19 protein-coding genes are annotated in these 19,698 nt (G+C 71.0%); 9 read left to right on the top strand and 10 right to left on the bottom strand.

Annotated features, from left to right (window positions below; translation table 11 throughout):
- Positions 1-24: 24 nt before the first annotated feature.
- Genes AB0L65_RS04840 through AB0L65_RS04830 form a run of 3 tightly spaced genes read right to left on the bottom strand, consistent with a single transcriptional unit; the run spans position 25 to position 3,722 of the window.
- Positions 25-1,524 carry an AMP-binding protein gene (locus tag AB0L65_RS04840; protein ID WP_364240289.1) on the bottom strand — a complete coding sequence of 500 codons (1,500 nt, stop codon included), beginning with the start codon at positions 1,522-1,524 and terminating at the stop codon, positions 25-27.
- A gap of 43 nt (positions 1,525-1,567) precedes the next feature.
- Positions 1,568-2,605 (bottom strand): hypothetical protein, encoded by a 1,038-nt coding sequence (locus tag AB0L65_RS04835; protein WP_364240287.1) that lies wholly within the window; start codon positions 2,603-2,605, stop codon positions 1,568-1,570.
- A 49-nt stretch (positions 2,606-2,654) separates the two neighbouring features.
- On the bottom strand, positions 2,655-3,722 hold the full coding sequence (locus tag AB0L65_RS04830; protein ID WP_364240285.1) for an LLM class flavin-dependent oxidoreductase: 1,068 nt from the start codon (positions 3,720-3,722) through the stop codon (positions 2,655-2,657).
- Positions 3,723-3,813: 91 nt separating this feature from the next.
- On the opposite strand from AB0L65_RS04830, the gene AB0L65_RS04825 reads away from it, so the two are divergent.
- The gene (locus AB0L65_RS04825; RefSeq protein WP_364240284.1) at positions 3,814-4,293 is read left to right on the top strand and encodes a hypothetical protein; all 480 of its coding nucleotides are present in this window, start codon (positions 3,814-3,816) and stop codon (positions 4,291-4,293) included.
- A 64-nt stretch (positions 4,294-4,357) separates the two neighbouring features.
- Here the strand turns inward: AB0L65_RS04825 and AB0L65_RS04820 are convergent, their stop codons facing one another.
- On the bottom strand, positions 4,358-5,293 hold the full coding sequence (locus AB0L65_RS04820) for an acyl-CoA dehydrogenase family protein (RefSeq protein ID WP_364240282.1): 936 nt from the start codon (positions 5,291-5,293) through the stop codon (positions 4,358-4,360).
- Between the two features lie 132 nt (positions 5,294-5,425).
- Between AB0L65_RS04820 and AB0L65_RS04815 the strand changes: the two genes are divergently transcribed.
- Entirely contained in the window at positions 5,426-6,097 is a 672-nt protein-coding gene (locus tag AB0L65_RS04815) for a hypothetical protein (protein ID WP_364240281.1), read from the top strand.
- 93 nt (positions 6,098-6,190) lie between these two features.
- Positions 6,191-7,933 carry a proline--tRNA ligase gene (locus AB0L65_RS04810; RefSeq protein ID WP_364240279.1) on the top strand — a complete coding sequence of 581 codons (1,743 nt, stop codon included), beginning with the start codon at positions 6,191-6,193 and terminating at the stop codon, positions 7,931-7,933.
- An 86-nt stretch (positions 7,934-8,019) separates the two neighbouring features.
- On the opposite strand, the gene AB0L65_RS04805 is transcribed toward AB0L65_RS04810, so the two are convergent.
- Genes AB0L65_RS04805 through AB0L65_RS04790 form a run of 4 tightly spaced genes read right to left on the bottom strand, consistent with a single transcriptional unit; the run spans position 8,020 to position 11,828 of the window.
- Positions 8,020-9,519, bottom strand: coding sequence for a tripartite tricarboxylate transporter permease (locus AB0L65_RS04805; RefSeq protein ID WP_364240277.1), 1,500 nt, complete (start codon positions 9,517-9,519; stop codon positions 8,020-8,022).
- A gap of 1 nt (position 9,520) precedes the next feature.
- The gene (locus AB0L65_RS04800) at positions 9,521-10,000 is read right to left on the bottom strand and encodes a tripartite tricarboxylate transporter TctB family protein (protein WP_364240276.1); all 480 of its coding nucleotides are present in this window, start codon (positions 9,998-10,000) and stop codon (positions 9,521-9,523) included.
- The gene (locus AB0L65_RS04795; RefSeq protein ID WP_364240275.1) at positions 9,997-10,983 is read right to left on the bottom strand and encodes a tripartite tricarboxylate transporter substrate binding protein; all 987 of its coding nucleotides are present in this window, start codon (positions 10,981-10,983) and stop codon (positions 9,997-9,999) included. The genes AB0L65_RS04800 and AB0L65_RS04795 overlap by 4 nt, the downstream gene beginning before the upstream one ends.
- On the bottom strand, positions 10,980-11,828 hold the full coding sequence (locus tag AB0L65_RS04790) for a hypothetical protein (protein ID WP_364240273.1): 849 nt from the start codon (positions 11,826-11,828) through the stop codon (positions 10,980-10,982). Before AB0L65_RS04790 ends, AB0L65_RS04795 begins: the two co-directional genes overlap by 4 nt.
- A gap of 68 nt (positions 11,829-11,896) precedes the next feature.
- Between AB0L65_RS04790 and AB0L65_RS04785 the strand changes: the two genes are divergently transcribed.
- Positions 11,897-12,964, top strand: coding sequence for a DUF5937 family protein (locus AB0L65_RS04785; RefSeq protein ID WP_364240271.1), 1,068 nt, complete (start codon positions 11,897-11,899; stop codon positions 12,962-12,964).
- 22 nt (positions 12,965-12,986) lie between these two features.
- Here the strand turns inward: AB0L65_RS04785 and AB0L65_RS04780 are convergent, their stop codons facing one another.
- Both AB0L65_RS04780 and AB0L65_RS04775 read right to left on the bottom strand, forming a co-directional pair.
- Complete coding sequence (locus AB0L65_RS04780) at positions 12,987-13,460, bottom strand: ferritin-like domain-containing protein (RefSeq protein ID WP_364240270.1); 474 nt, start codon at positions 13,458-13,460, stop codon at positions 12,987-12,989.
- Positions 13,457-13,918 carry a hypothetical protein gene (locus AB0L65_RS04775; RefSeq protein ID WP_364240269.1) on the bottom strand — a complete coding sequence of 154 codons (462 nt, stop codon included), beginning with the start codon at positions 13,916-13,918 and terminating at the stop codon, positions 13,457-13,459. The genes AB0L65_RS04780 and AB0L65_RS04775 overlap by 4 nt, the downstream gene beginning before the upstream one ends.
- Before the next feature lie 299 nt (positions 13,919-14,217).
- Here AB0L65_RS04775 and rimP point away from each other — a divergent pair, with 299 nt between their 5' ends.
- The 5 genes from rimP to AB0L65_RS04750 all read left to right on the top strand — a co-directional run bounded on the left by rimP (position 14,218) and on the right by AB0L65_RS04750 (position 19,683).
- Entirely contained in the window at positions 14,218-14,703 is a 486-nt protein-coding gene (gene rimP / locus AB0L65_RS04770; RefSeq protein ID WP_364240268.1) for a ribosome maturation factor RimP, read from the top strand.
- Between the two features lie 12 nt (positions 14,704-14,715).
- Entirely contained in the window at positions 14,716-15,720 is a 1,005-nt protein-coding gene (nusA, locus tag AB0L65_RS04765; protein ID WP_355201585.1) for a transcription termination factor NusA, read from the top strand.
- Positions 15,704-16,003 (top strand): YlxR family protein, encoded by a 300-nt coding sequence (locus AB0L65_RS04760; RefSeq protein WP_185071781.1) that lies wholly within the window; start codon positions 15,704-15,706, stop codon positions 16,001-16,003. Before nusA ends, AB0L65_RS04760 begins: the two co-directional genes overlap by 17 nt.
- A 125-nt stretch (positions 16,004-16,128) precedes the next feature.
- The gene (infB, locus tag AB0L65_RS04755) at positions 16,129-19,266 is read left to right on the top strand and encodes a translation initiation factor IF-2 (RefSeq protein ID WP_364240266.1); all 3,138 of its coding nucleotides are present in this window, start codon (positions 16,129-16,131) and stop codon (positions 19,264-19,266) included.
- 120 nt (positions 19,267-19,386) lie between these two features.
- Complete coding sequence (locus AB0L65_RS04750; RefSeq protein ID WP_350724641.1) at positions 19,387-19,683, top strand: DUF503 domain-containing protein; 297 nt, start codon at positions 19,387-19,389, stop codon at positions 19,681-19,683.
- Positions 19,684-19,698: the final 15 nt, after the last annotated feature.

Genomic DNA, 19,698 nt, shown 5'->3' with positions numbered 1-19,698 from the left:
TTCTCACCTTGCCGGAGATGGAGTTCACTCCCTCAAGAGAGCCTCGGCCGACGTGCGGAGCGTCAGCTTGTCCACCTTGCCGTTCACGTTCACCGGCAGCGAGTCCACCACCACGACCCGCCTGGGCACCTTGTAGTTGGACATGTTGTCCCTGGCCCAGCCGATCAGCCCCGCCGGATCGACGGCGACCCCGGGCCGCGGGACGACGTACGCCACCCCCGCCTCTCCCCTGACCGGGTCCGGCACGCCCACGACCGCCACCTGCGCCAGCGACCCCTCCCGCAGCAGCAGCGACTCCACCTCGGCCGGCGAGACGTTGAACCCGTTGACGATGTAGAGCTCCTTCTTGCGGTCCACGATGGCCAGGTTGCCCGACGGGTCCAGCACCCCCACGTCCCCCGTGTGCAGCCACCCGTCGCCGTCCACGACCTCCGCCGTCCGCGCGGGCTCGCCCCAGTACCCCCGCATCACGCCGTAGCCCCGCTGCAGGATCTCCCCGCGCTCCCCGGCCTCGACCTCCTTGCCGTCGTCGTCCACGATCCGCACCTCGATCCCGGGCACGGTCCTGCCGGTGGTGTTGGCGATGACGTCGATGGGGTCCCCGGCGCGGGTCATGGAGACGACCGTGCCCTCCATCAGCCCGTACGCGTTGATCATCCGCTCCAGCCCGACCCGTTCCACCAGCCGCGTGATCAGGCGGGCGGGGACGGCGGCGGCGCCGCAGATGGCCACGCGCAGCGAGGACACGTCCCAGGACCCGCGGTCCAGCTCGTCCAGTATCCGGTGGAAGAGCGTCGGCGGCCCGGCCAGCACCGTGATCCGCTCGGAGGAGATCAGCGACATCACGGCGTCGGGCGTGAAGACGGGGATCGGCATCATCGTGGCCCGGCGCAGGACGCAGGCGATGAGCCCCGCGTTCAGCCCGAACCCGTGGCTGAACGGGGCGACGATCGGATAGCGGTCGCGCTCGTCGAGGGTGACGATCTCGGACCAGTCCCAGTAGCCGCGCAGGACCTGGGCGTGGTCGATCATGACGCCCTTGGGCACGCCGGTGGTGCCCGACGTGGACATGATCTCGCACAGGTCGTCGGGGCGTACGGCGAGCGCCCGTCCCTCGGCCTCCCGGGCGGAGACCCGCGTGCCCAGGGCGCGTAAGTCGTCCGGGCGGCGCAGGCCGGAAAGGGGCGGCAGCAGGTCGGCGAGGGGGGCGGCCGACGGGCCCGCTCCGGTGATGAGCACCTTGGCGCCGGTCTTCTCGATCAGCTGGGCGGCCTCGATGCCCTTGAAACGGGACGAGAGCGGCACGATGACCGCCCCCGCGTCCCAGATCCCGAACGCGTGCCGCACCCAGAACGCCGAGTTCACCCCCCACATCGCCACCCGGTCACCGGGCCCGACGCCGAGGGCGATGAGGCCGCGGGCGATCTCGGCCGCCGAGGCCCGCAGCTCGGACAGTGTCGTCTGCGTGCCGCCCTCGGCGACCACGACGGCGCCGGGATGGTTCTCTGCCTGGTCGCGAAGCATGCGGGGGAGCGTTCCCCAGTCCGGCATCGGTGCCATGTCACCCCTAGGTGATGAGAGCGCGGTCCCTTCCGAGGTGGTGGCCGCGCAGGTCGTTCACCGTGCCCGGCGCGGGGCTCTCGGAGACGTCCTGGGCGATCTCCACGTCGATCGAGATGGGCGTCAGCGCCTGGACGGCCTGCTGGACCCGCGACTTCCACATGGGGTTGCGGACCAGGCTCGCCCGGCTGAACGTGATCGTGAGCACGGCCGCGTCCAGCGTCCCCTGACGGCTGATCGACAGGTCCCAGCCGGACACGCCGTCGATCTTGGACAGCGCCTTCTCGATGCGCGGCAGCGCCAGCCACACGCCTCTGACCAGCACGTGGTCGCCCACCGTGTGGGCCGGTGCGGGTATGCCCGCACCGCCGAGCCGGGTGACCTGGCCGGTCCTGAGCACGGTGTCGCCGGCCGCGGAGGTGACGACCAGCTCGGCGAGCTCGGCCGCGGGGTCGGGGGAGTCGTCCTTGGTCAGCGCCGCCAGGCCCAGCACGTCGTCGGCGAGCGGGGTGAGCGGCTCGTCCTCCGACGCCCGCCACGCCAGGGCGCCGCCGGTGAACGGGCTCGCGAACACCTCCGTCACCCTGGCCTCGAACTCTCCCGCCAGGTGGGCGATCGTCCGTTTGGAGGCGATCTCGCCGGTGAGGACGATGTTCCTGATCCCGAGGTCCAGCGGGTCCAGCAGGAACTCCAGGTGCAGGCGGGCCAGGAGGTCCATCGCGCCCGTCGGGGTGCTGACCAGGGTGGAGGCCTTGAGGGCGGCCAGCGCGTGGTGCAGGCGCATCCGGCCGCGCGGGCCCACGTCGGCGGCGGCCTCGGCCACGTCGGCCGCGGCGGCCGTCCAGAGCGCGCCCGCGGGTTCGGCGAGTGCCACCACGACGCGCTCGCGCTCGCCGATCCCGCACTCACGCAGGGCCTTCACGGTCAGTACGTGGTCGCGGGGGTCCAGCGGGACGGTGCTCGACAGGTCGGGGGAGACGAGCAGGAGTCCGGTGGCGGACCGCGCGGCGGCGCCGAGGTCGTCACGGGTGAGCCAGCGGGCCATCAAAGCACCATCTCCGTACGGTCGAGCGTCCGGGGCGTCGGGCGGGCCGTCAACGTGCCACCTCGGTCATGAACAGCGTCATCGAGTCGCACACCCGCTCATGCGCCAGCCCGCCCACCTGCGCCTGGATGATGAGGTCCGTCGCACCCGCCTCGGCGATCCTGGCCAGGGCCTTGCGCGAGCCCTCCACGTCGTCGACCACCACCATCAGGTGCTCGCGCAGCGTGGCCATGGACTCGTCGGGCGGCATCCCGGCCGCGAGCTGCCCCAGCACCCGGTGGGTGGCGTGGCGGGCGTCGTAGTAGTCGGGCGGGGTGACGAGGTTGACCTGGCGGCGGATGTACCACAGGACGGCGTCGGCGGCCGAGGCGGTCGCCTCGTCGCGGGTGGGGGCGACGTACCAGGGGATCATCAGGGCGACGCGGCGGCTCGCGGGGTCGAAGCCATGCTCCGCCAGACATTCCCGATATTTCGTGATGTCTGAGGCCACGTCGTCGATGCCCTTGAGCATCGTCATGCCGAGCAGGTTGTACCCGTGCTTGGCCGCCGCCAGATAGCCCTCCAGCGAGGTCGACGCCACCCACACCGGCGGGTGCGGCCGCTGGGCCGGGCGCGGGTAGACGGCCACGTCGGGGATCTCGAAGAACTCGTTCGACCGGCTGATCGGCTCGCCGTCGGCCTGCCAGATGGCCAGCGTCGCCTCCAGCGAGTCCTCCCAGATCTGCCGCGACTTCTCGAACGGCCGCTGGAACGCCTGGTACTCCAGAGGCGAGGCCCCCCGTCCCGTGCCGAACTCCACCCGGCCGCCGCTCAGCACGTCCAGCGTGGCGACGCGCTCCGCCGTGCGGATCGGGGACTGGAACGGCAGCAGCACCACGCCGAGCCCCAGATGGATGCGCTCGGTGCGCTGCGAAATGGCGGCCAGGACCAGGTCGGGCGCGGAGGAGTGGGAGAAGCCCCTGGTGAAGTGGTGCTCCACGAACCAGGCCGTGTCGAACCCCAGCCGGTCGCCCAGCACGACCTGGTCGACCACGTTCTGGAACGTCCGCTGCTCCACTTCGCGGGTGCGACCGCGAACCTCCAGCTCATACCCCAGGCTGATCCGTAGGGACGTCATCGCGCCTCCGAAGTAGTGAACCAAGCGCTCGCTTGGTAGAGCGTATCAGCAGCGAAGACTTGCGGGAAGGGCGCGTGCCCGATCAGAGTGGATGGCTGTGAAGCGAAAGCGCGCGCTGCGGCGGCCCGGCCCGTACCCCGATTCCGCCGACGACGACCTCTCGCTCACCAGCGCCCGCAGGTATGAGGCGTTCGGCCGGGTGATGGCCGCGCTGGCGACCGAGGCCGACTTCATCGAGTCGTGCCGCGACCTGACGTGGTGGCGAGGGGCCGATCACAGCTGGCACATCGAGTGGCGCGACGGGCCGTACGCGTCCGAGGTGGCCTCACTGCTGGTCCAGCAGGTGCGCGACCCCGACTACGACGGCCCGCTCGTCGCCGAGGCCGGGCCGGGGAGCAGCGGTTCGGCCGTGCTCGACGTGATGGGCGTGCGGTTCGAGCTGCGCGCCATCGACCCGATCGGGCGGGCCACCGTACGGGAGCGGCCCGGCTTCTGGCGCCTGGCCGAAGCCCTCGACACCACCCGCCGCACCAACACCCGCCACCCCTGGGAAGAACTGCTCGGCGGCTGACCCGCCCCCGCTTCCCTCCTCCCCCAAAGGGGCCTCCGCCGGAGTGCGGCGGGATGCCGGAGCGCTAGGCGAGCGCGTGGGCCGCCAGGCGGGCGCGATGGGCTTGCGGCGGCCCGAAAAGCTGCGCGTCCGAGGTGGCCCGCTTGAGGTAGCGGTGCGCAGGATGCTCCCAGGTGATCCCGATCCCGCCGTGCACCTGGATGTTCTCACCCGCCGCCGCCAGATACGCCTCCGTGCAGTACGACCCCGCGATCGCCGCGTACGCCTCGTCGACCGCCGCCGCCCCCGCCGCCGACCTGGCCGACTCCACCACCAGCAGCAGATCGGCGAGCTTGTGCTTGATCGCCTGGAACGACCCGATCGGCCGCCCGAACTGCCGCCGCCGCTTCGCGTGCTCCACCGCCATCTCCAGGCACCGCTGCGCCCCGCCCACCTGCTCGGCGGCCAGCGCCGCGATCCCGAGGTCGCGTACACGGGGCCACGACGAGCCGTCGCCGAGCCGCCGTACCGGGGTGTCCCGGAAGGAGAGCTCCTGCAACGGCCGGCTCTCGTCCATGGTCCGGTACGTCCTCGCCCGCGCGGGCACGGCCGCCACCAGCAGCCCGTCCACGTAGACCAGCGCCAGCTCGCCCGCCAGCGCGTACGGGACCACGCCCGTGAGCAGACCGGACTCCAGCCGAAGGGCGCTCTCGCCCGGCGGCACCACGGTCGCGGTCGTGGCGCCGTCGGCGAGCGCCGGGAGGAGGTCGTGCGCCCCGCTCGCCGTGAGCGCCTCGACGGCCATCACCGCCGTCTGCAGGAAGGGGTGGGGCGACAGCGCCCGGCCCAGTTCCTCGCTCACGGCGGCCATTTCGGCCGGACCGCATCCCGCCCCGCCGTGTTCCTCGGGGACGAGCAGCCCCGCGATCCCCACGTCGTGCGCGAAAGCCTGCCACGGTGCGTCCGGCCGGTCGGCGAGGTAGTCGCGGACGACGGCGCGGAGCTCATCGGGGAGTGCCACGGACCCATGCTAACCAAGCGATTGTTTGTTTTGCATTCGGGTGGCCCAAATTTGCCTTTTTTGTACAGTCACATAATCTGGCACTGGTCATCCCAAGGGTTACCCGGGGGAGGGTTGACCAGGGAAATGGATATGGACGACACCAGCATCGACTACGCCGACCTGGCCGAGTACGACCGGCGGCAGCGCGGCATCGAACGTCACCTTCTGTCGGCTTTCTTCGGAGGACTCGCCGTCGGGCTCGTCGGCATGCTCCTCGCCGGCAAGGGTCCCGCGTGGGTCGGTCAGATCTACGACCCGTACGTCTATCTCGGCCTGTCGCTGGCCGTGGGCGCCACGGCGTCGGGGTTCGGGTGGGCGTTGCTGACGACGTTCCTGGCCGTCGCGTCCACGCTGGTCGCGGCCATGGGCACGAGCGCGCTGAGCGGCAGTATGGCCTTCGACGTCGTCGGAGGCAGCGCCGCCGGGCTCAACTGGACGCTCGCCCTGCTCGTCGCCTTGGGCCTGCTGGCGTTCGCCACCCGCAGGCAGGACGTCTGGGGCGACCTCGCGGCGGGCGCGGTCGGCGCGGCGCTGATCGCGGACGTGGTGGACCGGGCGACTCCGGGGTTCATCGACAGTGAGCGGTCCTTCTGGCCGGTCCCGGCGCTGTTGATCGGGCTGCTGTCCGTCGCGCTGGTGCTCCTGCTGCGCAGGAACGCCTGGGGCCGGGTACGCGCGCTGGCGCTGTCGGCGGTGTTCTCCGCTCTGTTCACGGCGTTTCTGGCCGCCTTCGTGTCCGGCTGGATCCCGTTGACGGTCTGAGTCCTGCGGGACCTGTGGATAAGCCCGCGCGCGACGCCACCCGGAGTCGATAGCCTGTAATCCTTCACATCCAGGTTCGAGCAAGGAGTAGCCGTGTTGCTGCGCATGTCGTCGTTGTTTCTTCGCACCCTGCGGGACGACCCGGCAGACGCGGAAGTGCCGAGCCACAAGCTCCTGGTCCGCGCCGGCTACGTTCGCCGGGTGGCACCCGGCATCTACTCCTGGCTGCCCCTCGGCAAGATGGTGCTGGAGAACGTCGCCAGGATCGTCCGCGAGGAGATGAACCGGATGGGCGGCCAGGAGGTGCTCTTCCCCGCCCTGCTGCCCCGCGAATACTACGAGGCCACCGGCCGCTGGACCGAATACGGTGACACGCTCTTCCGGCTCCAGGACCGCAAGGGCGCCGACTACCTCCTCGGTCCCACGCACGAGGAGCTCTTCGCCGACATGGTCAAGAGCGAATACTCCTCGTACAAGGACTATCCGGTCATCCTCTACCAGATCCAGACCAAATACCGCGACGAGGCCCGGCCCAGGGCGGGCATCCTGCGTGGGCGCGAGTTCCTGATGAAGGACTCGTACTCGTTCGACCTCGACGACGACGGGCTCAAGCACGCCTACGAGCAGCACCGCGACACCTACATCCGCCTTTTCGACCGGCTCGGCATCGACTACAAGATCGTGTTCGCCCAGTCGGGGGCGATGGGCGGGTCGGCGTCGGAGGAGTTCCTGGCGCCCACGCCCACGGGCGAGGACACGTTCGTGGCCTGCCACTCGTGCGGTTACGCGGCCAACGCCGAGGCCGTCGTCACGACCGCGCCCGCCGCCCGTCCGGTCGAGGACGCGGCGCCGCTGCAGGTCATGGACACGCCCGACACCCCGACCATCGAGACGCTGGTGTCGTACGTCAACGAGCACCACGGCCTGTCCGTCACCGCCGCCGACACGCTCAAGAACGTCGTGGTCAAGGTCACCACGCCGGGCTCCGACAAGGTCGAGACCCTGATCATCGGAGTGCCCGGAGACCGCGAGGTCGACTTCAAGCGCCTGGAGGCGGCGCTGGCGCCCGGCGAGCCCGCCATCTTCGAGGCCGCCGACTTCGCCAAGCACCCCGGGCTCGTACGCGGCTACATCGGGCCGCAGGTCCTGAGCTCGCTCGGCATCCGCTACCTCGTCGACCCCCGGGTCGTCACCGGCACGTCCTGGGTGACCGGCGCCAACGAGCCGGGCAAGCACGCCGCCAACGTGGTGGCCGGGCGCGACTTCACCCCCGACGGCACGATCGAGGCCGCCGAGGTACGCGCCGGCGACCCCTGCCCCCGGTGCGGCTCCGGCCTGTCCATCGACCGCGGCATCGAGATCGGCCACATCTTCCAGCTCGGCCGCAAGTACGCCGACGCCGCCGGCCTCGACGCCCTGGGCCCCGACGGCAAGCCGATCCGCATCACGATGGGCTCCTACGGCATCGGCGTCTCCCGGGCCGTGGCGGTCATCGCCGAGCAGGCCCATGACTCGCTCGGGCTCGTGTGGCCCCGCGAGGTCGCTCCCGCGGACGTGCACATCGTCGGGACCGGCAAGGAAAACCAGGTGGAGGCGGCCCTGGAGCTGGGGGCCGAGCTGGAGTCGCGCGGGGTGCGGGTGCTCGTGGACGACCGGCCTTCGGTCTCGCCGGGGGTGAAGTTCAAGGACGCCGAGCTGCTGGGGCTGCCGACCATCGTGGTGGTCGGGCGCGGGCTGTCGCAGGGGGTCGTGGAGCTTCGGGACCGGGTCTCCGGGGAGAAGTCGGAGATCCCCCTGTCCGAGGCCGCCGACCGCATCATCGCCGCGCTCGCCTGATCCAGGCCTTCGCGCCGGGCCCTTCGGGGCTCGGCGCATCGACCCGCCTCCGGGGGTAACGCACCCTTGGAGGCGAGCTCGAAGCGTCAGGCAGCGGGAACGGGGGTTCTGGTGCGGCGGCGGAGCAGGGGCGGGCCGATGAGGCAGGCGGCTGCGATGAGCAGGATGGCCAGGGAGACCGGGCGGGTGACGAAGATCGAGGGGTCGCCCTCGCTGAAGGCCAGGGCGCGGCGGAACTGGACCTCCATCAGCGGCCCCAGCACCGCTCCCAGGATCAGCGGCGCCACCGGGTACCGGGCCCGGTGCAGGATCCAGCCCAGCAGCCCGAACCCGTACGCCACCAGCACCTCGAAGACGCTCTGGGAGATCGAGTAGACCCCCAGCGTGGCGAAGGTCAGGATGGCGGCCGTGAGGAGGGCGGCGGGGACGGTGAGGAGCTTCACCCAGACCCGGATCAGCGGCAGGTTGAGCACCAGCAGCATCACGTTCCCGATGTAGAGGCTGGCGATCAGCGTCCACACCAGCACCGGTTGCTGGTCGAAGAGCTGCGGCCCGGGCTGCACGTTGTAGATCTGGAACGCGATCAGCAGCATGCTCGCCGTGGCCGACGTCGGGATGCCCAGCGTCAGCAGCGGCACCAGGACCCCGGAGAACGCCGCGTTGTTGGCCGCCTCGGGCCCGGCCACGCCCTCGATCGCGCCCTGGCCGAACTCCTCCTTGTGCTTGGACAGCCGCTTCTCGACGTTGTAGCTCAGGAACGTGGGAAGCTCGGCGCCTCCGGCGGGCAGTGACCCGATCGGCAGGCCGAACAGGGTCCCGCGCAGCCAGGGCTTCCACGACCTGCGCCAGTCCTCGCGGGTCATCCCCACTTTCCCGGAGACCGCGACCGGAGGTTGCGCCGGCTGGTGCCGGGAGGCGGCCGTGGAGATCGCCTCCGCCACCGCGAACAGTCCCACGGCGACCGCCACCACCGACAGCCCCTCGTAGAGGTCCGGCACGCCGAACGCGAACCGCGGTTGCCCGGTCATCTGGTCGATCCCCACCATCCCGATCGTCAGGCCGAGGAACAGGCTCGACAGCCCCCGTACGATCGAGTCCCCCATGAGCGAGGTCACCGTCACGAACGCGAGCACCATGATCGAGAAGTACTCGGCCGGCTGGATCAGCTTGGCGATGTTCGACATGCCGGGGGCCAGGAAGGTGATGACGACCGTCGAGATCGTGCCCGCCACGAACGACCCGATCGCCGCCGTGGCCAGAGCCGCCCCCGCCCGGCCGCGCCTGGCCATCGGATAACCCTCGAGCGTCGTGGGGATCGAGGCCGTCTCGCCCGGGATGTTGAGCAGGATCGCGGTCGTCGAGCCGCCGTACATGCCGCCGTAGTAGATCCCGGCGAACATCACGAACGCCCCCACCGGATCGAACACGAACGTCAGCGGCAGCAGCAACGCGATCGTCGTGGCGGGCCCGAGCCCGGGAAGCACGCCGACCAGCGTGCCGACGGTGACGCCGAGCATGGCGAGCAGCAGGTTCTGCAGGCTCAGCGCGTGGCCGAAGCCGTCCAGCAGGTTGCCGAGCACGTCCATCTCAGATCGCCAATCTGACCAGGCCCGGCGGCAGCGAGATGCCGAGGAGCCGGTCGAACAGGAAGTACGTGGCCAGCGCCAGCGCCAGCCCCACGAGCACGTCGCGCACCAGCCTCCTGCTGCCCAGCACCCTGGCGACGGCGACGAAGAAGGCGGTGGTCGCCTGCCAGTAGCCGGCCGGGACCAGGAGGATCGCGTACGCGGCCAGGCTGCCGATCAGGAGGAGGACGGAGGGCCAGTGCGGCTTCTCCGCCACCTCAGCGCCGGCATCGGTGGTGGCGGGGGCCGGCTCCCGCGTACCCGGTCTGAAGGCCTGGACGACCCCGATGACCGACACCACCGCCAGCCCGACCCCCACCAGCAGCGGGAACGCGCGCGGCCCCACCGCCTGGTAGCCCTCGCCCTGCGGGATCGCGAACGCCTGGGCCAGCACCACCACGGCCGCCGCCAGGAAGCCGAGCGAGACGATCCGCTGGGTCACTTGCCGAGCCCCAGTTCGCCCAGGATGGTGGTGACCTGGGTCCGCTGCTGGGCCAGCACCTGGCCGAACTGGTCGCCCGGCTGCCAGTCCTCGACCCAGTTGTTGCGCTCGAGCACCTTCTTCCAGCAGGGGGTCTGGCGCACCTTGTCCAGCAGGCCGATGACGTCCTGCTGCTGCTCCTTGGTCAGCCCGGCGGGAGCGAGCACGCCGGCCAGCGTGGAGATCGCCGCGTTGGCCAGGCCGAGCTCCTTCATCGTGGGCGCGTCGATCCCCGCGACCCGCTGCTCGGAGTCCACCGACAGCACCCGCAGTTCGCCCGCGGAGATCTGCGCGCGCAGCTCGGCGACGGTGTCGATGCCGGCCGTCGCGGCGCCGCTGAGCAGCAGGTTCAGGGACTCGCCGCCGCCGGCCGTGGGCACGAAGTTGACGTCCTTGGCGGCGACGTTCCGTTCCTTGGCCAGGCCCGCCACCGTCATCTGGCCGGGCCCGCCGAGCGAGCCGCCCGTCCACTTGACGCTGTGGGGCTTGGCCTCCATGGCGTCCAGCAGCGACTTCAGGTCCTTGTACGGCGACTTCGCCGCCACCACGATCGCGGTCGGCCCCCGGCTCAGCCCGGCCACGGGGGTGAGGGTGGCCAGGTCGACCGGCGACTTGTTGTTCACGATGCCGCCCAGCATGGTCACGCTGTCCATGACCATGAGCTGGTACGGGTCGCCCTTCTTCTTGGCGAACTGGGCCAGCCCGATGGTGCCGCCCGCGCCGGGCACGTTCGTGACCGTGGTGTCCACGTCGGCCACCTTGCACTCGCTGAGCGTGCTGGCGATGCCGCGCGCCCGCGTGTCCCAGCCGCCGCCGGGGCTGCCCGGCGCCATGATCGACAAGGGCTTGCTGGGATAGCCGCCACCCGAGTCGGTGGCCTCGCCCACGGCGCAGCCGCTGAGCGTCACGGCCACCGCGGCGGCGGCCAACAGTTTGATCTTCATGATGACTCCCGGGGGGTGAGGATCGATGCGAAGAAGTCCTTGACCGGCTCGAGCACCGACATCGGGTCGTGACCCACGCCCGGCACGACGTCGAACCGCACGTCGATGCCATGGGCCTCGAAGTTGTCGCGCAGCGCCCTGAGCCGTTCGATGCGGGTGACCCCGTGGGCGTCGGCGCCGTCCATCCAGTTGGAGTCGCCCTGGTTGTTGATCTCCCAGGTCTCCACGTCCGCACTGCCCACGACCATCTGCACCGGCACGTCACGAAGCTCCTCGAATCTGGGAGCGCTGCCGAACTCCTCCTCGAACCCCTCCAGCCCGATCCACCACGGGCTGCTGTGATCGATGTACGTTATCCGCCCTGGTGCACCGATTGACAATCCGGTGAGCCGGTCGGGGTGCAGGTAGGCGAAGCGGTGCACGAACTGTCCGCCGCCGGAGAACCCGTGCAGGAGGAACCGCTCGGTCCGTACGTTGAAGCGCTCGCCGAGCTCCTCGACCATGGCCAGCAGCGCGTGGTCGAAGCGGATGTCGCCGTACTTGAGGAACTTGAAGCTGTGCAGGTCGTACGGGTCGTCGCCGATGCCGGCGGGGAAGAGGGGGGCCAGGACGAGGCAGCCGTGCTTCTCGGCCCACTCGGCGAAGTTGTCCCGGTACTGCGGGCCGCGCCGTCCCGTGCCGTGCTGCAGAACCGCCAGCGGCAGGGGAGCGCCGTCCTGGTCGTGCGCCGACGGTACGTACAAGCAGTAGGAGAACCTCTGGTCGTACCTCGACGCGAATACGGTCGTCGCACCCGCCGAATAGAAGCCGGTCGGATGCTTGACCACGTGCAGTTCCTCAGCCATGACGCCACAGCCTGGGCAAACGCCGGGTGACTCTCAAGCAGATTGTCGTCAACGCGGTAATGTGCAGGGTGGCCGTCACGCTCCTCCTCGACTCCCCCGGCACCGGATCCGTCGCCGTCCAGCGGTCGCCGCTGGCCGAGCTGTGCGCCTGCCTCCACGTCCTCGACGAGCCCGGCCACCACCCCGGCAGCGCGAGCTGGGTGGCCAGGGCGCACGCCGGGCTGGACAGCGAGCTGCTGGCCACGGCCGCCGCCTGGGCGCCGCTCTGGAGCGCCTTCCGCGCCCGCTACCTGCTGCCGCTGTCGGCGGGGCCGGCGCGTACGCTGGCCGGCGAGCTGCGGGAGGTGGCCGGGCTGCCCATCGGGGACTTCGTGGCGATGACCGTGCAGGCCCTCATCGGCAAGAACGACACCGAGCTGGCGCCCAGGCTCAGCGACGAGGTGCTGCAGCGGCTGCGGCTGATCTCCACCAGCCGCATGGAGATCGGCGCCCGGCTGCGCGCCGATCCCGAGGCGTTCCGCGGCGAGCTGCTCGGCTTCCTCGCCGACTTCGCCGCCGCGGCCTTCGACGCCGAATGGCCGTCGCTGCGGCCGGCCCTCGACCGCGACCGCGCCGCACGCGTACGCGACCTGCACCGGCGTGGCGCCCTGGTCCTGGCCGACCTCCCGACCGCGTCCACGTCGTCCGGCGCGCGAGGGCCGCTGCGCGTCGTGTTCGACAAGCTCTACAACGCCACCGCCCGCGTGGACGAGGGGCGGCCCTGCCTGCTCGTCCCGACCGTGCACGGCCGGCCGCACTTCGTGATCAAGCACTATCCCGGCTACCCGGTCGTCATCCAGTACAGCGCCGACGGCGCCGCCACGCCGACGCTGGAGACGGCCAGACGCCGGCTCGCCGCGCTCCAGGATCCGACCAGGCTGCGGCTGGCGTACGCGATCCTGCGCAACCCCGTCGCCACCTCCGAGCTGGCCATCCAGCTCGGCATGACCGCGCCCCAGGTCTCCAGGCACCTGCGCAGGCTCAGGGAGGCCCAGCTCGTGCACACCCACCGGCGCGGCTCGGTCGTCTACTACCAGCTCGACGCCGACGCCGTCGAACGCCTCGGCCCCGACCTGCTCTCCGTCCTGTACCGGTGATGAGCCCGCGCAGTGCGGAGGGTCAGCCGCCCTCCTGCGACGCCGAGGGCGACGAGGGCGGGGACGGGGGCGGGGCTGCCGCGGGCATGCCGGGGAAGGCCGGGGGCTGGGCGGGACGGAAGGCGTACGAGCGGGTCGTCGCCTCCTGCATGGCCTGCGCGGCGTAGCGGCGCAGCGAGACGTCCTGCGCGGCGGCCAGCTCGAGGTAGGCGGCCGTGACGCCGGTCTCCAGGTGCACCGCCAGCCTGACCGCCAGCGCCGGCCCGGAGGGGAAGAACGGCAGCGCGTAGGAAGCGTCGGGCTCGGCCGGCCGCCCGCCCCGCGCCGTGATCAACGTGCGGAGCTGGTCGCGCTGCGTCCGGTGGGCGTCGAAGGCCGCGCTCATCCTGGCCCGCAGCGACCCCGACGTCCGCGCCCCCAGCAGCCCGTACGCGAACAGCACGGCGTGCTCGGCGGCCAGCGCCTTGCGGAGTTTCTCGACGTCGTCGGGGTTCACAGCGACCTCGGCAGGGCGAGTGCGTGGGCGGCCTCGCAGGCCCCGATGCTGGCGAGGAGCTGGGCCACGCCCGGTGAGACGCGGTCGAGCTGGCGGATCCGCAGGGCCGCCGCCTTGCGCTCCAGATCGCGCAGGCGCGACAGGGACGGCTTGGGGGAGGAGGTCGGGGTGGCGGTGACAGGCGGGGCCGAGGCCACGGTGACGTATTTGCGTAGCTCGTTCACGTGGGCCTGGTGACGATCACGGAACGGCACCAGTTTCTGCGCCCCGCCGGAGATCAGCGACGAATAGAGCGCGATCGTCCGCTCCTTCTCCGCGATCAGCTCCTTCAGCAGCGTGGTCTCAGGGGAGTCGGAGGCCCGGACGGACGGCTGCGGCGGGCCGGTGGCGCTGCAGGCGGTGAGAGCGGCCGCTCCGCCCGCCAGCAAGGCTCGCCGGGAGAGGTGACGCGGGCGCACGGGCTAGAACCTCCAGTGACGGTGGAGCCGACCGACGGGAAAGCCGCCCATGGGCAGGCGCACCCGATCGACGCCGCGGCGGCGGGCCCTTCGGGGGCTTTCTCGTCGGTAGCATCGTACGGGCTGGTGCCCGCGATCGCTGTCAGGCGACGCTCCGCCATTCGACCATGACGAGTGGCGCTCTTTCCGTGCCCCCATACAGATAGGGTGTCAACTGTCGTCGCTGGCTGAGCGGCCAGACGGCGGAGAGCCAGAGGCGAGGTCCGCCCGGCTGAGACATGACAATAGGGGAGGTCGATATGGGCAGCGCATCACCCCGCGACCACCTGATGAAGCTCCTTGAGCCTGTGGTCAGCGCGGAGGGCCTCGATCTTGAGGACATCACGGTCACCCAGGCCGGCAAGAGGCGGCTGCTGCGCGTGATCGTCGATCGCGACGGCGGCGTGAGCCTCGACGACGTGGCCGACGTGAGCCAGGCGGTCTCCACGGCCCTCGACGACGACGACTCGATGGGCCAGACGGCCTACACGCTGGAAGTCTCCTCGCCGGGCGTCGACCGCCCGCTCACCGAGCCACGCCACTGGCGCCGCGCCGCGAAACGCCTGGTGAAGGCCGAGATGCGAGACGGCACCGTGGTGGAGGGCCGCATTCTGGCCGCGGACGAGGCCGGTGTCGACCTCGACGTCGAGGGCGGCGCACGCAGACTTGATTACGAGGACCTGACCCGGGGACGGGTACAGGTGGAGTTCCGCCGGATCGACGACGTCGACGGCGACGAAGGCTAAGGGGGAGCCGTCGTGGACATCGACATGAGCGTCCTGCGCAGCCTCGAGCGAGAAAAGGACATCTCCTTCGACCTGGTCGTCAAGGCGATCGAGGACGCGCTGCTGATCGCCTACTTCCGCACCGACGGCGCGGCCTCCAAGGCGCGCGCCGAGCTCGACCGCAGCAGCGGTCACGTCACGATCTGGGCCGCCGAGCTGGACGAGGACGGCGAGGTCGTCAGGGAGTACGACGACACGCCCAGCAACTTCAGCCGGATCGCCGCCACCACCGCCAAGCAGGTCATCCTGCAGCAGCTGCGCGACGCCGAGGACGAGATCAACTTCGGCGAGTTCGCCAGCCGCGAGGGCGAGCTGGTCTCCGGCGTCATCCAGCAGGGCAAGGACCCGCGGGTGGTGCTGGTCGACCTCGGCAAGATCGAGGCCGTGCTGCCGCACCCCGAGCAGGTCCCAGGCGAGGACTACGTGCACGGAGAGCGCATCCGCGTCTACGTCGTGCAGGTGAAGAAGGGCCACAAGGGCCCCTCCGTCACCTTGTCGCGCACGCATCCCGGGCTGGTGAAGAAGCTGTTCGCGCTGGAGGTGCCCGAGATCGCCGACGGCACCGTGGAGATCGCCGCGGTGGCGCGCGAGGCGGGCCACCGTACGAAGATCGCGGTCAGGTCACGCAAGCCCGGCGTCAACGCCAAGGGCGCCTGCATCGGGCCGATGGGCTCGCGGGTGCGCAACGTGATGACCGAGCTGCACGGCGAGAAGATCGACATCATCGACTGGTCGGAAGATCCGGCCGAGTTCGTGGGGAATGCCCTGTCACCAGCGCGTGTTTCTCATGTCGAGGTGCTCGATCTCGAGGGGCGCGTCGCACGGGTGACCGTGCCCGACTACCAGCTTTCGCTGGCCATCGGGAAAGAGGGCCAGAACGCCCGGCTTGCCGCGAGACTCACCGGATGGCGGATCGACATCCGGCCGGATACTCAGGCCGAAGATGCCGCCGGTTCCGTAGATGCGTCAACACGGTAAGCTGGAATATGGTGGCCAAGCGACCCCACAGCGCACCTGTGTGGGCTGCAGGGTTCGTACGGCTAAGTCCGAGCTGCTCCGTCTGGTGCGGGTCGAGGACCATGTGGTCCCTGACCTGCGAGGACGGCTTCCTGGCCGCGGTGCATCGCTGCATCCGTCCTTGAGCTGTCTGGAGCTTGCCGAGCGTCGCCGAGCGTTTCCGCGCGCTTTCCGCGTGGCGGGACCGCTTGACGTCTCGCGCGTGCGGGCGCAACTGGAGGGAGACCACGCAAATGTCATGTAGGACGCCGAGTTGATGGGCGGAGTCAGATTGCTATGAGCGCCTGATGAGCACGCGGCGATGAAGACGTCAAGTTAGCGACGGTCCGGACGGCATAGCCAGCCTCCCGGGCCGAGTAAGGGAGTGCAGTGGCGAAGGTCCGGGTATACGAGCTCGCTAAGGAGTTCGGCGTAGAGAGCAAGGTCGTCATGGCCAAGCTCCAGGAGATGGGAGAGTTCGTCCGCTCGGCGTCCTCGACCATCGAGGCGCCGGTGGTCCGCAGGCTCACCGAAGCTCTGGGCGCATCGAAGGGTGGGCCCTCCAGAGGCGGCGGACAGCCGTCCAACAGGCCGCAGCCGCCCAAGGCTGCTCCCCGGCCGGCAGAAGGCCAGGCCGGTAACGGCGCCGCGCAGGCGCCGGTCCCCTCAGCCCCGCGTCCGGGGCCGGGCCCCAGGCCCGGTCCGGGTCCGCGTCCGGGCCCCGCGGGCGGCGGTCAGCCGCGCCCGCCGGTGCCCATGCCTCACCAGCAGCCGCAGCAGCCCGAGGCTGCTCGCGGTGAGACGTCCGGGGCTCCTCAGGCACGGTTCGAGAGCGGCGCGCCCGCGCGCCCGACTCCGGGTCCGCGTCCCGGCCCTGGCGGCGGTGGTGGCGGCGGTGGCCGTCCCGGCCCCAAGCCGGGTCCCGCGCCCCGTCCGGGTCCCAGGGAGAGAGACGGTGGCGGCGACCGGGGCGACCGGCAGGCGCCGCGTCCAGGCGCGCCCACCGGCGGCGGTCCCCGCCCCGGTCCGGGTCCCAAGCCGGGCCCGCGTGGTCCGCGTCCCGGTAACAACCCGTTCTCCTCGACCGCCAGCGGCATGGGCCAGTCCCGTCCGCCGCGTCCCGGCGGCCAGCGCGACGGCGGCGGTCCCGACCGCCGCGAGCGCCGCGACGGCCCGCCGCGCGACGGCGCGATGCCGCGCCCGCCGCAGGGCCGCGGTGGCACCGGTGACGCCGGTCCCCGTCCCGGTCCGCGTCCGGGCCCGCCCGGTGCGGGCGGTCCGCGTCCGGGTCCCGGCGCGGGTGGTCCCCGTCCCGGCGGTCCGCGTCCCAACCCGATGATGATGCCGCAGGGTCGTCCTGCCGGTCCCGGTGGTGGCGGCGGTGGCCGTCCCGGCGGTGGCGGCGGTGGCGGTCGTCCCGGTGGCGGCGGCGGTGGCCGTCCCGGTGGCGGCGGCGGTCGTCCCGGCGGCGGCGGCGGCTTCGCCGGTCGTCCCGGCGGCGGCGGTGGCACCGGCCAGCGCACCGGCACCGGTGGTCCCGGTGGCGGCGGCGGTGGTTTCGCCGGTCGTCCCGGTGGCGGCGGTCGCGGTCGCGGTGGCGGCACCGCGGGAGCCTTCGGGCGTCCCGGCGGCCGTCCGGCCCGCGGGCGCAAGTCGAAGCGGCAGAGGCGCCAGGAGTTCGACAACATGTCGGCGCCGGCGATCGGCGGTGTGCAGGTCGCTCGCGGCAACGGCGCGACGATCCGCCTTCCGCGCGGCGCGTCGCTGTCCGACTTCGCCGACCGCATCGGCGCGAACCCCGCCTCGCTCGTGCAGATCATGCTGCACCTCGGCGAGATGGTGACCGCGACGCAGTCGGTCAACGAAGAGACGCTGCAGGTGCTCGGCAACGAGCTCGACTACAACATCCAGGTCGTCAGCCCGGAGGAGGAGGACCGCGAGCTTCTCGAGGCCTTCGACATCGAGTTCGGCGAGGACGAGGGCGACGAGGACGACCTCGCCGCGCGTCCGCCGGTCGTGACCGTCATGGGTCACGTCGACCACGGTAAGACCAAGCTGCTCGACGCCATCCGCAAGACCAACGTGGTGGCGCGCGAGGCGGGTGGCATCACCCAGCACATCGGTGCTTACCAGGTTGCCGCCGAGCACGAGGGCATCGACCGGAAGATCACCTTCATCGACACCCCGGGTCACGAGGCGTTCACCGCCATGCGTGCCCGAGGCGCCAAGTCCACCGACATCGCGGTGCTGGTGGTCGCGGCCGACGACGGTGTGAAGCCGCAGACGATCGAGGCTCTCAACCACGCCCAGGCGGCCGACGTGCCGATCGTGGTCGCGGTCAACAAGATCGACAAGGAGGGCGCGGACCCCAACAAGGTGCGGGCCCAGCTCACCGAGTACGGTCTGGTGGCAGAGGAGTACGGCGGTTCCACGCTGTTCGTCGACATCTCGGCGAAGAACGGCACGGGCATCGACAACCTCCTCGAGGCCATCCTGCTGACCGCGGACGCCGAGCTCGACCTGCGGGCCAACCCGACGATGGACGCCCAGGGCATCGCGATCGAGGCTCACCTCGACCGTGGCCGCGGCCCCGTCGCGACCGTCCTGGTCCAGCGCGGCACGCTGCGCGTCGGCGACTCGATCGTCTGTGGCGAGGCCTTCGGCCGCGTCCGGGCGCTGCTCGACGACAACGGCGAGCCGGTCGATGAGGCCACGCCGTCCCGTCCCGTCCTGGTGATGGGTCTGACGGCCGTGCCGAGCGCCGGTGACAACTTCATCGTCGTCACCGACGACCGGATGGCCCGCCAGATCGCCCAGCAGCGCGCGGCGCGCAAGCGCAGCGCCGACATGGCGAAGTCGAGCCGTCGCCGCAGCCTCGAGGACATCTTCAAGGACCTCGAGAAGGGCAGCGTCGACGAGCTCAAGCTCATCATCAAGGGTGACGTGTCCGGTTCGGTCGAGGCCCTGGAAGACGCCCTGCTCAAGATCGACGTCGGCGACGAGGTCAGGCTCCGTGTCCTGCACCGCGCGGTCGGCGCGATCACCGAGTACGACGTCAACCTGGCCGTGGCCGACGACAACGCGGTCATCATCGGCTTCAACGTCCGCCCCGAGCCCCGGGCGCGCGACCTGGCCGAGCGCGAGGGCGTCGACATCCGCTACTACTCGGTCATCTACCAGGCGATCGAGGAAATCGAAGCGGCGCTCAAGGGCATGCTCAAGCCCGAGTTCGAAGAGGTCCAGCTGGGCACGGCGGAGATCCGCGCGATCTTCAAGGTGCCGAAGATCGGCAACATCGCCGGTTCGCTGGTCCGCTCGGGCCGGATCGTGCGCAACAGCAAGGCCCGCCTCATCCGCGACGGTGTCGTCGTGACCGACAACCTCACCGTCTCCTCGCTGCGGCGGGAGAAGGACGATGTCACCGAGGTCCGCGAGGGCTTCGAGTGCGGTATCGGCATCGGCTACAACGATCTCAAGGAAGGCGACGTCATCGAAACCTTCGAGATGCGGGAGAAGCCGCGAGACTAACGCGCGGCGCGGCGCCCGGCGGGAGATCCGCCGGGCGCCTCTCGCACGTCCTGGCCTGGTCCCCACCGCAGCAGGCCGGGCGTGCGTTCACCACACCAGATCAAGCGGTGGTTACCAACGATGTATGTGGGTGCTCTGACCCTGGACATCCTGCTCGGCGACGTCAGGTCGCTGAAGCAGAAGCGCTCTGTCGTACGGCCGCTGATCGCCGAGCTGCAGCGCCGTTATCCCAGCATCGCGGTGGCCGAGGTCGGCCATCTCGACCTGCACCGCAGGGCCGAGGTCGGCGTCGCGGTGGTCTCCTCCTCCGCGGGTAACTGCAACGAGATCATGGACGCCTGCGAGCGGATGGTGGCCTTCCGCCCGGAGATCGAGCTGCTGTCGGCCAGGCATCGGCTCTACAACGACGAAGATTGAACGACTGCACGGCCA

The sequence above is a fragment of the Nonomuraea sp. NPDC052116 genome, from assembly GCF_040680035.1.
Classification (GTDB): Bacteria; Actinomycetota; Actinomycetes; order Streptosporangiales; family Streptosporangiaceae; genus Nonomuraea; species Nonomuraea angiospora_A.
The sequence above is the reverse complement of the archived record's forward strand: the minus strand, read 5'-3'. Positions and strand labels throughout refer to the sequence as shown.

Excerpts from the sequence above, each read along its gene's own strand:
- AB0L65_RS04840 (WP_364240289.1), bottom strand. The coding sequence starts at position 1,524 with ATGCTTCGCGACCAGGCAGAGAACCATCCCGGCGCCGTCGTGGTCGCC.
- AB0L65_RS04835 (WP_364240287.1), bottom strand. The coding sequence starts at position 2,605 with ATGGCCCGCTGGCTCACCCGTGACGACCTCGGCGCCGCCGCGCGGTCC.
- AB0L65_RS04830 (WP_364240285.1), bottom strand. The coding sequence starts at position 3,722 with ATGACGTCCCTACGGATCAGCCTGGGGTATGAGCTGGAGGTTCGCGGT.
- AB0L65_RS04825 (WP_364240284.1), top strand. The coding sequence starts at position 3,814 with ATGGCTGTGAAGCGAAAGCGCGCGCTGCGGCGGCCCGGCCCGTACCCC.
- AB0L65_RS04815 (WP_364240281.1), top strand. The coding sequence starts at position 5,426 with ATGGACGACACCAGCATCGACTACGCCGACCTGGCCGAGTACGACCGG.
- AB0L65_RS04805 (WP_364240277.1), bottom strand. The coding sequence starts at position 9,519 with ATGGACGTGCTCGGCAACCTGCTGGACGGCTTCGGCCACGCGCTGAGC.
- AB0L65_RS04795 (WP_364240275.1), bottom strand. The coding sequence starts at position 10,983 with ATGAAGATCAAACTGTTGGCCGCCGCCGCGGTGGCCGTGACGCTCAGC.
- AB0L65_RS04790 (WP_364240273.1), bottom strand. The coding sequence starts at position 11,828 with ATGGCTGAGGAACTGCACGTGGTCAAGCATCCGACCGGCTTCTATTCG.
- rimP (WP_364240268.1), top strand. The coding sequence starts at position 14,218 with ATGGGCAGCGCATCACCCCGCGACCACCTGATGAAGCTCCTTGAGCCT.
- AB0L65_RS04760 (WP_185071781.1), top strand. The coding sequence starts at position 15,704 with ATGCGTCAACACGGTAAGCTGGAATATGGTGGCCAAGCGACCCCACAG.
- AB0L65_RS04750 (WP_350724641.1), top strand. The coding sequence starts at position 19,387 with ATGTATGTGGGTGCTCTGACCCTGGACATCCTGCTCGGCGACGTCAGG.